This is a genomic window from Reella acinonychis (assembly GCF_052828705.1).
On record NZ_CM128256.1, the window covers coordinates 1100717 to 1113973 of the forward strand.

The window sequence follows — 13257 nt, forward strand, 5'->3', positions numbered from 1 at the left end:
CCGCCCTATAAGACCTTCCCTTTTATTTCATTTTTTCCAATTTCGCTAATAACAATTCTTCTGGTTGAGATTGTATTTTTCTCATTCGATAGAACAACAAAATTGCGGCAGCAGTTAATGCAACGACAAAAGCAATCCAAAAGCCTTTCGCGCCCAAATGAGGCAAGATGAGGTCTGTCATTGCTAAGCTATAACCAAGGGGAATACCAATCACCCAATAACAAAATAGCGTGATGTATAAAATTGCTTTTGTGTCTTTATATCCTCTTAGAATACCACTAATCACAACTTGTACTGTATCGGAAAATTGATAAAGTGCGACAATTAAAAATAAGGAACTCGCCAGTGCAATAACTTCCTTGTTTTTATCACTATTCACAAATAATGCTGCGATTTGCTCTCTAAATAATACGGTCACTAATACAGTGATAATCGTGATATTCAAGCCAACGGCGAGTGCAATATAGGAAATTTGTTTTGCTTGATGTGGGCTTTTTTCACCTAAACGTTGTCCGATCAGAATTGTTGCTGCCATGCCCAAGGACATTGGGAACATAAAAATAAATGAGCTGGTATTCAATGCGATTTGGTGGCTTGCAATCACAATTTCGCCAAGTGGGGAGAGGAATAAAGCGGTTAAAGAAAATAGTGCCACTTCTGCCCATAGGGCGAGGGCAATGGGCAAGCTTAAGCGCAATAATTTAGCTAATGTTTCGCCATTTGGTTTTTCGATAACATGTTCAAACACCTTAAGATCCCGTTGGTTTGCGGCAACTTTACTGTAACTTATCATCATAATGCACATTGCCCAGTTCACAATTGCGGTTGCAATGCCACAGCCTACCGCGCCAAAAGCCGGCAAGCCAAATTTGCCATAAATAAAAATGTAATTGAGGGGAATGTTTAATAATAAACCGAGAACCGTAATCACCATTGCGGGTTTCGTTTTGGCGATACCATCATTTAAACAACGAAAGTTGATCATCAATAAATAAGCGGGTAGCCCCCAAAGCATCACGCGTAAATAACTGATGGTGATATCCGCAAGATCTTTTTTCATTTCTCTTGCCATAATCACAATATCACTGTGATAAATAAGAAAAGCAATGGGAATACAGCTAGCCAATACAATCCACAAGCCTTGTCGTACTTGATGTGCAATGCGATGACGTTGACCTGAACCATTCAAATAAGAAATAGTCGGAGGTAGCGCAAGTAAAAGTCCTTGACCAAATAACACCAAGGGAAACCAAATGGAAGCACCAACCGAAATGGCTGACATATCCGCTGCACTAACGCGTCCCGCCATAATAGTATCCACAATCCCCATGGAGTTTTGTGCCACTTGCGCCAATAAAATAGGAATGGCAATTTGAATTAATTTTTTTGCTTGTTCGTGGTATGCTTGCCAACGTTGAAATAATTGCATAATAAATCCGAGTTTATTTTATAATGGAAAAATCTTGGAAAATACACCGCACTTTTGCGGGTTAAGAGAGTTAATATGTTTACAGGTATCGTGCAAGGTACTGCACAAATTCATTCAATTGAGAATAAAACGAATTTTAGAACACATACCATCAAAATGCCACAGGAATTGTTGGCAGACTTGCAATTAGGGGCGTCAGTGGCGCATAACGGTGTTTGTTTAACCGTTACCCAAATTGAAGGTGATTTAATTAGCTTCGATTTAATGCAAGAAACCTTACGTATTACAAATTTAGGCGCTTTAAAACAAGGCGATAGTGTCAATGTGGAACGAGCTATGCGTTTTGGGGCCGAAGTTGGCGGGCATTTGCTTTCGGGGCATGTGTATTGCACCGCTAAAATTAGCGAACGTATTGCAACAGAAAACAACCTGCAATTGTGGTTTGAGTTGCCTAATCAAGAAGTGATGAAATATATTTTAACCAAAGGTTTTATTGCTATTGACGGTATTAGTTTGACCATTGGTGAAGTAAAAGGTCTGAAATTCTGTGTTAATCTCATTCCTGAAACTATCGAACGCACATTAATCGCGAAAAAAGCCATTGGTGAGTTGGTGAATATTGAAATTGATCCGCAAACGCAAGCCATTGTGGATACAGTAGAACGTTATTTGGCGACCAAAGCATAATGAAAAAAATTCTCTTTTTTTTCACCGCACTTTTTATGTGGCAGCAAACGGCATTGGCTCATCCTCATGCCTTTATTAGTATGCAGACTAAACCTCTAGTGGAAAACAATCAGCTAATTGGTTTTTCGCTGCAATGGTTGTTGGATGAAGCGAGTTCTGCAGAAGTTCTGTATGATTTCCAATTGGCTCAGGATGATGAAAAAGCCAAGAAAGAGATGGCAGAAAATATTATCAAAAATGTGATTGCTGAGCATTATTTTAGCTATCTGTATGATAAAAAAGGAAATAAAGTCAAATATACCTCTCAGCCTAAAAATTATGGTTTAAAAGCGGTTGGTAACCAAATTGCCTATTACTTTGATTTCTTTTTATCTAAACCTCAGGCGTTGGTGGATAATCAGTTAACTTTTATGGTGTATGATCCCACTTATTATGTTGCCATGTTTTATGATGCTCAAAGTGCGGTTGATTTTTCGCCACTTCCTTCAAATTGTGAAGGCAAATTAATTCATCAGCAAGTGGATGAAAAAACAGAAAAATATGCGTCATCTTTGGATAAAACACAAAAAGAGGCGGATTTCTCATTAGGCGTGTTATTTGCGCAAAAAGTGATAATTCAATGCAAATAAAAAAATATCGATTAGTTGTATTATTGTGCCTGTTGATTGCAGGCATTTGCTTTTTATTCCCTTTGTTATTTCAACAGGTTGTAGGTTGGCAAAAGGATATTAATCAATTGCTTTCACAACAACTACATCAAATTAAGCAAGAACCTATTTCCGCTGGCATTGGTTTAGTAGCAGCGAGTTTTCTATATGGTGTGTTTCATGCTTTAGGCCCAGGGCATGGTAAGTTTATTATCACGAGCTATTTATCTACACATCAATCCAAATTAGCAACCAGTATGCGGCTAACTTTTTTATCTTCATTAATGCAAGGTATTGTAGCGATTGCTGCTACTTCGATTATTGTGGTGCTGCTTAACCTTTCTTCTGCGCAATTTAAAACAAGCCAGCTTTGGTTGGAACGTGTGGCGTACGGCTTAATTTTTTTATTGGGTTTACAATGGTTGTGGCAAGCCATTAAAAATGTGCTATCACAGAAAGGTAAACCGAAAATTCGTGCCATTCAGCCAATTTCTCAAGCGCAACTATCTAAAAGTGCGGTGAAAAATCCACAAGTTTTTCATCAGCATAGTGAAAACTGTGCGTGCGGTCACCAACATTTGCCTAATTCTGTTCAGCTTGAGGGAATTACTGATTTTAAATCACAATGTTTAGTCATTTTCAGTATTGGCATGCGCCCTTGTACTGGTGCGATTTTTATTTTATTTCTTTCTTATATGCTTGATCTTTATTGGTGGGGGATGTTAGCCACAATGGCAATGGCATTAGGAACGGGAATTACTTTGTCGAGTTTTGCATTATTAGTGCAATATGCGCGACAAACTGCGGTTAAATTAGGTAAATGGTATGTTTCGCCACAGTTTAAACAACATATCCCAAGCATTGTGAAATTGATTTTTGCTTTACTATTAATGGGATTTGCATTAAGCCTAATGTACGCCACAACCTTGCAAAGTAGTGGCGGGGCATTGTTGTTGGGAAGGTAAACTTCCCAACAGATTGGGATTATTTATGATTGAAATAATTTGTTATATTTCTGCGTTAAAATCTCTTTCTCAACATCAAATTTAATTTCTTCCATTGCTCTTTCTAATGAAAGTTGCGCCATTTTTTGCGCTTCAATGGCTATTTCATGATGTGAGTTATTTATAGCAATACTAGCTAATACTTTTTGTATTGTGAGATTCACTTCGATGATATTGATACCATCTCGCGCAATAGGCCAAAAACCATTTCTAATTAATTTACCATAGTCAAAAGGTTTTATGGACAAACGGTTATAATCAGGTTTATCCTCTTGGGGTGTGACTTTTTCTGATAGCAAGGACATCATTCTTGTCATCACATTAATAGCTGTTCCCGGATCATTTACAGCAGGTGATAATGCACGTTGTGCAACTTCACTTAGTACAATAAATCCCCAAGAGGGATCTTGCTCAAAAGTTCTTTCTGTTGAGTGAATAAAACATGCTTTAAATGCTTTGTCATCAGGAATTGTTTTTTCTGCGTAATAGAGAATCGTATGAGGTGTAATTAATTCGCCTGGTCGAACATTAATATGGAGATTACAATCATGATTTTCAGCCAGTTTTTGTAATGTCTGCATATTAATATGGGTGAGATAGCCTGTAAATTCAGCATATGTAGGCAGATTTTTAGATATCATATCCACATTGCTTGTGGCTCCCATTGTTGGGCTATTCCAATGGTTTTCCAAAGATAATCTGGTGGCATTTTCGATTTTTGTTAATGTATTCCCTAAACGACCAAGTTGAGATAAGGTATAAACCCATTTAATTAAAGTAATAATTAAATAAATAAGTACAGCAACCGTACTAATAAATAAAACAAAATGTCCATTTTGCTCGTAGAATCCCATACTTAATGCTGTTTTAGCAATAATGGCGTAAATAAAAGCACAAATAAAGCTACTAATAGCTGTTCTTGTGCTTTGATCATCAACGACTAAATCGATAGCTCTTGGTGTTGCGCCATTTGTTACTGCAGAATAGGCTGAAACCATGATCGATAATGAAAAGGTGGTTACAGCTAGCATACTTGAGGCAATAATATTTAATAGGTCATGTAAGACTTTGTCTGGAATCCCTGGCAGTATATTTTTATCAGGAATTTGAGCACCTAATCTCAATAAAAAGACAAATAAAATGGTGACTATGGTCCAATAACTTGGTGTAATCCATAACTGATTGCTCGGTTTTTTGAGCATGAGTAGCCATTTATAGAACATGAAAATACCCCATTAACATTCCGTCTTTTCTTTAAATTCGCATAAATCTTCAATAATACAGGAGCCGCATCTTGGTTTACGGGCAATACAAGTGTAACGTCCATGTAAGATCAACCAATGATGAACATCGACTTTAAATTCTTCAGGAACAACTTTAAGCAGTTTTTCTTCTACTTTCACCACATCTTTTCCGGGAGCGAAATTCGTGCGGTTGGAAACGCGGAAAATATGGGTATCAACAGCGATAGTTGGGTGACCAAAAGCAGTATTTAGCACTACATTCGCTGTTTTACGACCTACTCCCGCTAGTGCTTCAAGGGCTTCGCGGTTTTCAGGCACCTGACCATTGTGTTTTTCAATTAAGTCTTTACAGGTTTTGATAATATTTTCTGCTTTGCTATTAAATAAACCAATAGTTTTGATGTATTCTTTTAATCCATCAACGCCGAGTGCATAAATGGCTTCGGGTGTATTGGCAACGGGAAATAATTTGTCTGTTGCTTTATTCACGCCTTTATCTGTGGCTTGAGCGGATAAAATGACTGCAATAAGCAATTCAAATGGCGTGCTGAAGTTAAGCTCTGTTGTTGGATGCGGATTTTGATCGCGTAAGCGCGTTAAAATTTCAATGCGTTTTTGTTTATTCATTTTTTCTGATCCAACTTATTTTTGCATGCCAAAATAATACCTAAACCGATGAAGGCTCCTGGTGGTAAAATGGCTAACAATAAATGATTTTCTTGATGGAATAGTTCGATTCTCAGTACTTTTGCCCAATCCCCCAACAATAAATGGATACCATCAAATAAGGTGCCATTGCCCAAAATTTCACGTAATGCACCAAGTAGAACAAGACTTAATGTCATCCCTAAGCCCATTGCAAAGCCATCAAAGGCAGAATGAATAACGGTATTTTTACTAGCAAAGGCTTCTGCTCGTCCAATAACAATACAGTTTGTTACAATTAAGGGAATAAAAATGCCCAAGGATTGATAGAGATTATAAGTATAGGCATTCATTAATAATTGGACAGTGGTTACCATTGTAGCGATAACCATCACATAAATTGGGATACGAATTTCATAAGGAATTTGTTTGCGGAATAGGGAAACAATGGTATTGGTGCAAACTAATACCACAAGGGTTGCAATGCCTAATCCCAGTGCATTAGTGACGGAATTTGAGACCGCGAGCAAGGGACATAAACCTAATAATTGCACAATCGCAGGGTTATTACGCCATAGCCCTTGGCTTAATAAATCTGACCAGATACTTTTTTCTGTTTGTTCAGTCATATAAAACTCATTAAAAATTGTCTTTTTTTCACCGCACTTTTAAGGTTGTGGCGATGAGGTTTGTTCTATTTTGAGAATTTCTAAAGCGCTACGTTTTACTTGATTAACAACAGCGCGTGGCGTAATCGTGGCGCCAGCAAATTGGTCAAACTGACCGCCATCTTTTTTTACTGCCCAATCTTGTAAGTTATCCTCATGGATTTTTTTATGGTTAAAGCTCAGGATCCAATTTGATACTCGGGTTTCGATTTTATCGCCTAACCCCGGTGTTTCTTTGTGTTCAAGTACGCGAACGCCCAATACTTCGCCCTGTGGTGTGATTCCCATTAATAAGCGAATATTGCCAGAATAGCCATCAGGTGCGGTGCTTTCTACCAAATAAGCTGTTTTCTTGCCCGCTAAAAGTGCGGTGCAAATTTTTTGAATTTGTGGGTTATTGGGTTGCTCACAATTTTGCATAACAGGATTGTCAAAATAATGTTGAGGGATAATTTCTAGCAATAAAGCTTGCTGTTGCTTGGCAATTTCATCCTCGATTTTCGTTTTTGTCAGACGATAAACACCCGTTGAAATAGCGGTGCAAATTAATGCTACTAAACCTAACAATAAGCCATATTTAGACGAAATTTTACCGATGTTCATTATTTTCTCCCTAAATGACCACTAACTCTTGGACGAGTGTATTGATCGATAAATGGCACACAAATATTGGCTAATAAAACGGCAAATGCCACGCCATCAGGGTAATTGCCATAGTAGCGAATTAAATACACAAGTAAGCCAACCAAAGCACCAAATATGAGTTTTCCTTTTGGTGTGATAGAGGCGGTAACGGGATCGGTTGCAATGAAAAATGCACCGAACATCATCGCACCGCTGAGCAATTGAGCCTGAGAAGATAGCACTTTTGAACCGATAATGACTTCTGTGCCGAAACTAAATAATGCAAAGCTGATCAACATCGCAACAGGAATTTGCCAATGGATGATTTTTTTCCAAATAAGGAATACCCCCCCCAATGCAAAGGCTAAATTCACTTGCCACCAACCTAATCCAAACTCAAAGGCATTGTTGAAAAGCGGTTGTTTGATTAAATCATAATGTAGTACATCAGGATTGCCCATTTTATACAGGGTTTTTGCATTATCTAACGGGGTTGCTGCTGTTAAACCATCAATAGATTGCGCTAATTGGCTTAAGCTAAAACCATCGGTGGTGGAGCCTGAGAAAATGAGGCTTAGGCTATCGGCGAATGTTGGAGGTTCATTCAGCAAGCTGATCGGTGGCATCCAAGATGTCATTTGGACAGGAAATGAAACCAGTAATACGACATAGCCAACCATGGCTGGATTAAATAAGTTTTGTCCTAAGCCGCCATAAACATGTTTACCTAAAATAACCGCGCTGAAGGTACCAATAAGTACAATCCAATAAGGCGCGTAAGGGGGAATTGCTATTGCCAAAATAAGTGCGGTTAAAATTACGCTAAAATCAGCCACATAAAATAGGGTAGGCTTACGGCGCAATTTAGTTACTATAAGTTCTAAAAAAATGGCAAAGCTGAGTGCTAGAGTGGTTTGCAATAACACGCCAAAACCAAAAAAGTAAATTAATGTTGCTAAAGCGGGGAGCATTGCAACGATAACCCACAACATAATGCGTGCGGTTAATTTACCTGAATGACTGTGTGGTGAACTGGTTATTCTAAACATATTTACTCATTATTTTCTTTCTGTCTGTGCTTGTTGCGCTAATTTTTTCGCTTTAGCTCGCGCGATAGCAGCGGCAACCGCAGCTTTTTTCGGATCAACTTCGCTTTCAGTCGGTTGTTCGTTTGATGCATTTTCAGCTTGTTGCGCTAATTTCTTCGCTTTAGCTCGCGCAATAGCAGCGGCAACCGCTGCTTTTTTCGGATCAACTTCGTTGTCAGTCGGTTGTTCGTTTGGTGTATTTTCAGCTTGTTGCGCTAATTTCTTCGCTTTGGCGCGTGCAATAGCAGCGGCAACCGCTGCTTTTTTCGGATCAACTTCGCTTTCAGTCGGTTGTTCGTTTGATGTAGTTTCAGCTTGTTGCGCTAATTTCTTCGCTTTGGCACGCGCAATAGCGGCGGCAACCGCTGCTTTTTTCGGATCAACTTCGTTTTCCGCAGGCTGTTCGTTTGATGTAGTTTCAGCTTGTTGCGCTAATTTCTTCGCTTTGGCACGTGCAATAGCGGCGGCAACCGCTGCTTTTTTCGGATCAACTTCGTTTTCCGCAAGCTGTTCGCTTGATGTAGTTTCAGCTTGTTGTGCTAATTTCTTCGCTTTAGCTCGCGCAATAGCGGCGGCAACCGCAGCTTTTTTCGGATCAACTTCGCTTTCAGCTGGATGTTCGTTTGATGCATTTTCAGCTTGTTGCGCTAATTTCTTCGCTTTGGCACGCGCAATAGCGGCGGCAACAGTGGCTTTTTTATCATCAAGTGCGGTGGAATTTTGCGACGTTTTTTCTGATGAATTGAGTTCGCTGTTTGTTTCCTGTTGTGCTTGTTGACGTGCTAAGCGGCGAGCTTTACGTTCTGCCATTAACTCTGTATTATCAGGTAGCACTTCACCTTTTTCGCCAACAATTGTTTTAACCGCTTGATTTTCATTAGCTTGTTTCGCTTTTAAACGTGCCAAAGCAGCTTTGACAGGATCTTCGCCATTACTTGCTGCGACTTCTTCACGACGATTAGCTGCGGCACGTTGCGCCCTTGCTTTACGTGCTTGTTCTTCTTTTTCTAACCGCGCTTGTCGTGCTTCAAAACGAATTTTTGCTTCTTCTGCTTTTTTCGCTTTTTCTGCAATATCCCAGATTTTCGCTTTTTCTTGGCGGAAATATTGAATAAGCGGGATGTGGCTTGGGCAAACATAGGCACAAATGCCACATTCAATGCAGTCCATTAATTGATGTTGTTCAGATTTATCATGTTCTTCTGCACGAGCAAACCAATAGAGTTGCTGTGGCATTAAATGCACAGGACAAGCATCCGAACAAGCAGAACAACGAATACAAGATTGTTCTGCAGGAGGTGGTGCATATTCAAAATGGTCTGGAGCAAGAATACAGTTAGCCAATTTTGTGATGGGCGCGGCTAAATTAGGGAGTGCTAATCCCATCATTGGCCCGCCTAAATACACAGGGAAGCGTTCATCCGTTTGGTAGCCAACTTGTTGCAATAATTGATTAATTGGCGTACCTAAGCGAACCCAAAGGTTACCTTTATTTACAACTTTATCGCCAGTTAAGGTCACGACTCGTTCAATTAAGGGTTCATCATCAATGACTGCTCGTTTGATCGCAAAAACGGTGCCTACATTTTGCATCATTACACCAATGCTAGACGCGCGTTGACCATTGGGCACTTCCATACCTGTTAGCACATAAATTAATCGGTCAGAATCGCCTGAAGGATATTTAGTTGGGATGACTCGAACCTCAATATCATCTGCCCCTTGTAATGCTTTTTGTAAGGCAGAAATGGCTTCTGGTTTGTTGTCTTCAACCGCAATAACAATTTTTTCTGGGCGTAGAATATAGCGTAAAATGCGAGATCCTTCGATAATTTCGTCGGCGTAATCACGCATTAAACGATCATCACAGGTGATATAGGGTTCACATTCGGCACCATTAATAATTAACAGTTTTATTTTATGTTGTGCAGAATGTATTTTGGCAGCAGTTGGGAACACTGCGCCACCTAAGCCTGCTACGCCAGCTTGATAAATTCGATCAATCAATTGCTCAGCAGAATGGGTAAAAAAGTCTTCAATAGGTTGTTGTTCACGCCAACGATCTTCGCCATCCGCTTGAATATGAACGCATAATTCCGATAGACCTGAAGGATGAGCTGCTACATAGGGCGCAATATCAATCACTGTGCCAGATGTTGGGCTATGAACAGGCAAAGCGCGTAAGCCTTCACCTTGTGTTAAAGGCTGACCTTTTAGTACTTTATCACCAACCTTGACCAATAAATTGCCCGCTTGTCCTGAATGTTGTTTAACAGGAACATAGAAATCGTTGCTTAAAAGTGCGGTCTTAATTGGCTGAGAATTGGATTGCGATTTCATATCGGGTAAATGCAAGCCACCCTCAAAATCCCATAATTTGCCTGAATTGTAGCGAGTTAATACATCTGTCATTTTATTCTCCCACAACCCATTTTTTCTGTCCGTCAGTAGTATTCATAATTGGAATCACTTGTTTCGGATCGATTTTCCAATGCCAATTTTCTAATTTTTCTTCAACTTTAATCATATGAATACAGTCTGTTGGGCAAGGCGCTACGCAAAGTTCACAACCAGTGCATAGGTCAGCAATGACAGTATGCATTGCTTTGTTGGTGCCAATAATAGCATCCACAGGGCAGGCCTGAATGCATTTAGTGCAACCAATGCACATAGCTTCATCAATCCAAGCTACTTTGACTTCAGGTGCGGCATCGCCTTCAATATGAGGCGCATCAACCCCCATTAATTCTGCAATTTTAACTACTAAAGGCTGACCGCCGGGAACACATTTGGTAATTTCATCGCCATTAGCAATGGCTTCTGCATAGGGTTTACAACCAGGATAACCGCATTGTCCGCATTGGCTTTGAGGTAATAATTCATCAATTTTTTCGACAATGGGATCGGCTTCAACCTTTAATTTTATCGACGCAAAGCCTAATATTGCACCGAAAATCAATGCCAAAATAGCGACAGCAATGAAAATATAATAAATACTCATCTTAGCTTCTCACTAATCCAGCAAAGCCCATAAAGGCAAGGGACATCAAACCTGCGGTAATTAATGCAATAGATGCACCTCGAAATGGTGTAGGAACATCCGCAGCGGCTAAGCGCTCGCGTAAAGATGAGAATAACACCAATACCAAAGCAAAGCCTAAGGACGCACCAAAACCATAAATAACAGATTGCACCAGATTATGAGCTTGATTGATATTTAATAATGCCACACCTAATACAGCACAGTTTGTGGTAATCAGTGGCAAAAATATACCGAGTAAACGATAGAGAGTAGGGCTGGTTTTATTGATGACCATTTCCGTAAATTGCACCACAACTGCAATCACTAAAATAAACAGTAGCGTACGCAAAAATTCAGCGTCAAGCGGCTTTAAAATATAGGTATCAATTAAATAGGAGCATAGGGAAGCAACGGTTAGCACAAACATAGTGGCTAATCCCATACCAATTGCGGTTTCTACTTTTTTAGATACGCCCATAAACGGACATAAGCCTAAAAATTTAACCAACACAAAGTTATTAATCAGTGCGGTTGAAATAATGAGTAAAATATATTCCATAGTAATCAATACAGTGACGCAAAGTGCACCACAAACAAAGCTCCCCTCAACAAACCCCATATTATCCTTGTTTTAATCCCTAAGAACAATAAAAAAATCGAGGTAGCTGATGAAGTTAATAAGAAAAGTGCGGTGGAAATTGGGCGAGTTTTTATTTGAAGGGAGATGATTAACTTTTATGAGTTGATCGTTTCCAATTTATCATTTTTTCGATTAATACAAGTAATTCAGCTCGTTCAAATTCATCTAATTGATTGAGTAAACGCTCAAGGCTACGTGCTTGATCCATAGAACGATGACTCGTATCCGTAATTAAATCAGCAAGTTCGCATTGGAATATGTCGGATAACTCAATTAAACGAGAGATAGTAGGAACAGTTGTTCCTCGCTCCATTCGAGAAACCGCATCATTGCCTATTCCCAATATTTCAGCGAGTTCAGCCTGCGTTAAGCCAATAGCTTGTCGATATTTTGTGATTGCTCTACCAATAGTATTGATTAATTGCTGATTTTTATCTAACACGCCATTGCTCCTTCGTTTAGGCGTAATTATAGATATTGACTTTTGCTAATAAAGGGCTGAATATACTTGCATTATACTTTTAAAGTATAATATTTGGTGATGAAGTCTATATTTAGAAAAAATAAAATAAAAATGTTTGCACGACACAACCTGACGATATTTATTTCTGAGTTCTTGCTAGAATGGAAAAACATTAACGGACAAGAGGTTTTTATTCATGTCAAAAAATAAAATGCTAGCTGAACGCCTTGCCAAAATTCTAACCTTACTAAATAAAGGAAGTCGTATTGATATTTATCAACTTGCTGAACAATTTGATGTATCGGTACGAACGATTCAGCGGGATATCAATGAACGTTTTGGCTTCCTTGAATGGAAAGAAAAAGGAGCGCGTTATTATCAACTTAACCTGAAACAATTAGGTTTATTAAATGAAATTGATATTCAGCGCTTCGCTAATTTTTCCAGTGTATCAGAGTTGTTTCCTAAGTTAGATCGTGAATTTTTCCAAAATAAACTAACTGAAAGTGTGCAAGTGAAAGGTTTTGAATATGAAGATATTCATCATTTACATAAAGAATTTGATCTCATTCAAAAAGCTATTTCTCAGCATCAATATATTGATTTTAACTATACAAAAAGCGGACAAAATGGAGGAAAATTTTACAAGATCGCGCCTTATGCGTTACTAAATAAAAATGGCATTTGGTATTTGATCGGCTCTGATCACGATAAACAAAAAACTTTCTGTTTTACTCAAATGTCAATGCTCAGAATCTTGCCAGAAACCTTTGCACCAAACGAACAATTTTTAAAAGAAATCAAAGAAAATGACAGCATTTCTCACGGCAATCAAATTTCTGAAGTTATTATTAAAGTCAGCAAATTTGCCGCCCCTTATTTTTTAAGACGCAATTTATTACCCAATCAAAAACTATTACATTCCCTTGATGATGGCGGATTATTACTTGCCAGCCACAATGTGAATGAAATGGATATTATCCCTTTAGTGCAATATTGGATACCTCATTTAGAGATTATTAACCCTGTGGAATTACAAGGGAAAATGATTGAGAAGTTGCAGAATTATTTGGCGAATAAAAATTAAGGAAAAAAG

Annotated in this window: 14 protein-coding genes; 4 read left to right on the forward strand and 10 right to left on the reverse strand. The window is 38.8% G+C overall.

Going from position 1 to position 13257, the window contains the following annotated elements:
• Positions 1-22 precede the first annotated feature (22 nt).
• Entirely contained in the window at positions 23-1429 is a 1407-nt protein-coding gene (locus ACUXZ4_RS05530) for an MATE family efflux transporter (RefSeq protein WP_464972228.1), read from the reverse strand.
• Between the two features lie 75 nt (positions 1430-1504).
• Between ACUXZ4_RS05530 and ACUXZ4_RS05535 the strand changes: the two genes are divergently transcribed.
• From ACUXZ4_RS05535 to zevB, 3 genes are read left to right on the forward strand one after another with little or no spacing between them, the layout of a single operon-like run.
• Positions 1505-2116, forward strand: coding sequence for a riboflavin synthase subunit alpha (locus tag ACUXZ4_RS05535; protein ID WP_464972229.1), 612 nt, complete (start codon positions 1505-1507; stop codon positions 2114-2116).
• Complete coding sequence (zevA, locus tag ACUXZ4_RS05540; RefSeq protein WP_464972230.1) at positions 2116-2745, forward strand: zinc transporter binding subunit ZevA; 630 nt, start codon at positions 2116-2118, stop codon at positions 2743-2745. The genes ACUXZ4_RS05535 and zevA overlap by 1 nt, the downstream gene beginning before the upstream one ends.
• Positions 2736-3728, forward strand: coding sequence for a zinc transporter permease subunit ZevB (zevB, locus tag ACUXZ4_RS05545; RefSeq protein WP_464972231.1), 993 nt, complete (start codon positions 2736-2738; stop codon positions 3726-3728). Before zevA ends, zevB begins: the two co-directional genes overlap by 10 nt.
• A gap of 23 nt (positions 3729-3751) precedes the next feature.
• Here the strand turns inward: zevB and ACUXZ4_RS05550 are convergent, their stop codons facing one another.
• The 9 genes from ACUXZ4_RS05550 to ACUXZ4_RS05590 form a co-directional block, all read right to left on the reverse strand.
• The gene (locus ACUXZ4_RS05550; RefSeq protein ID WP_464972232.1) at positions 3752-4990 is read right to left on the reverse strand and encodes a DUF2254 domain-containing protein; all 1239 of its coding nucleotides are present in this window, start codon (positions 4988-4990) and stop codon (positions 3752-3754) included.
• A 12-nt stretch (positions 4991-5002) separates the two neighbouring features.
• Positions 5003-5638, reverse strand: coding sequence for an endonuclease III (gene nth / locus ACUXZ4_RS05555; RefSeq protein ID WP_464972233.1), 636 nt, complete (start codon positions 5636-5638; stop codon positions 5003-5005).
• Positions 5635-6285 carry an electron transport complex subunit E gene (locus tag ACUXZ4_RS05560; RefSeq protein WP_464972234.1) on the reverse strand — a complete coding sequence of 217 codons (651 nt, stop codon included), beginning with the start codon at positions 6283-6285 and terminating at the stop codon, positions 5635-5637. The genes nth and ACUXZ4_RS05560 overlap by 4 nt, the downstream gene beginning before the upstream one ends.
• Before the next feature lie 39 nt (positions 6286-6324).
• On the reverse strand, positions 6325-6927 hold the full coding sequence (gene rsxG / locus ACUXZ4_RS05565) for an electron transport complex subunit RsxG (protein ID WP_464972235.1): 603 nt from the start codon (positions 6925-6927) through the stop codon (positions 6325-6327).
• Entirely contained in the window at positions 6927-7997 is a 1071-nt protein-coding gene (gene rsxD, locus ACUXZ4_RS05570) for an electron transport complex subunit RsxD (RefSeq protein ID WP_464972236.1), read from the reverse strand. Before rsxD ends, rsxG begins: the two co-directional genes overlap by 1 nt.
• 9 nt (positions 7998-8006) lie before the next feature.
• Entirely contained in the window at positions 8007-10448 is a 2442-nt protein-coding gene (gene rsxC, locus ACUXZ4_RS05575) for an electron transport complex subunit RsxC (RefSeq protein WP_464972237.1), read from the reverse strand.
• A gap of 1 nt (position 10449) precedes the next feature.
• Positions 10450-11037, reverse strand: a complete 588-nt coding sequence (gene rsxB, locus ACUXZ4_RS05580) for an electron transport complex subunit RsxB (RefSeq protein ID WP_464972238.1) — start codon at positions 11035-11037, stop codon at positions 10450-10452.
• A 1-nt stretch (position 11038) separates the two neighbouring features.
• Positions 11039-11617: an electron transport complex subunit RsxA gene (gene rsxA, locus ACUXZ4_RS05585; protein WP_464973998.1), complete on the reverse strand. Its 579-nt coding sequence runs from the start codon at positions 11615-11617 to the stop codon at positions 11039-11041.
• Positions 11618-11786: 169 nt separating this feature from the next.
• Positions 11787-12140 carry a helix-turn-helix domain-containing protein gene (locus ACUXZ4_RS05590; protein WP_464972239.1) on the reverse strand — a complete coding sequence of 118 codons (354 nt, stop codon included), beginning with the start codon at positions 12138-12140 and terminating at the stop codon, positions 11787-11789.
• Positions 12141-12357: 217 nt separating this feature from the next.
• Between ACUXZ4_RS05590 and ACUXZ4_RS05595 the strand changes: the two genes are divergently transcribed.
• Entirely contained in the window at positions 12358-13248 is an 891-nt protein-coding gene (locus ACUXZ4_RS05595) for a helix-turn-helix transcriptional regulator (RefSeq protein WP_464972240.1), read from the forward strand.
• Positions 13249-13257 lie beyond the last annotated feature (9 nt).

What these genes read in the sequence shown, in the direction of transcription:
- nth (WP_464972233.1), bottom strand. Translation starts at nt 5,638, where the DNA reads ATGAATAAACAAAAACGCATTGAAATTTTAACGCGCTTACGCGATCAA.
- ACUXZ4_RS05595 (WP_464972240.1), top strand. Translation starts at nt 12,358, where the DNA reads ATGTCAAAAAATAAAATGCTAGCTGAACGCCTTGCCAAAATTCTAACC.
- zevA (WP_464972230.1), top strand. Translation starts at nt 2,116, where the DNA reads ATGAAAAAAATTCTCTTTTTTTTCACCGCACTTTTTATGTGGCAGCAA.
- ACUXZ4_RS05560 (WP_464972234.1), bottom strand. Translation starts at nt 6,285, where the DNA reads ATGACTGAACAAACAGAAAAAAGTATCTGGTCAGATTTATTAAGCCAA.
- rsxC (WP_464972237.1), bottom strand. Translation starts at nt 10,448, where the DNA reads ATGACAGATGTATTAACTCGCTACAATTCAGGCAAATTATGGGATTTT.
- zevB (WP_464972231.1), top strand. Translation starts at nt 2,736, where the DNA reads ATGCAAATAAAAAAATATCGATTAGTTGTATTATTGTGCCTGTTGATT.
- rsxD (WP_464972236.1), bottom strand. Translation starts at nt 7,997, where the DNA reads ATGTTTAGAATAACCAGTTCACCACACAGTCATTCAGGTAAATTAACC.
- rsxB (WP_464972238.1), bottom strand. Translation starts at nt 11,037, where the DNA reads ATGAGTATTTATTATATTTTCATTGCTGTCGCTATTTTGGCATTGATT.
- ACUXZ4_RS05530 (WP_464972228.1), bottom strand. Translation starts at nt 1,429, where the DNA reads ATGCAATTATTTCAACGTTGGCAAGCATACCACGAACAAGCAAAAAAA.
- rsxG (WP_464972235.1), bottom strand. Translation starts at nt 6,927, where the DNA reads ATGAACATCGGTAAAATTTCGTCTAAATATGGCTTATTGTTAGGTTTA.
- ACUXZ4_RS05550 (WP_464972232.1), bottom strand. Translation starts at nt 4,990, where the DNA reads ATGTTCTATAAATGGCTACTCATGCTCAAAAAACCGAGCAATCAGTTA.
- ACUXZ4_RS05535 (WP_464972229.1), top strand. Translation starts at nt 1,505, where the DNA reads ATGTTTACAGGTATCGTGCAAGGTACTGCACAAATTCATTCAATTGAG.
- rsxA (WP_464973998.1), bottom strand. Translation starts at nt 11,617, where the DNA reads ATGGAATATATTTTACTCATTATTTCAACCGCACTGATTAATAACTTT.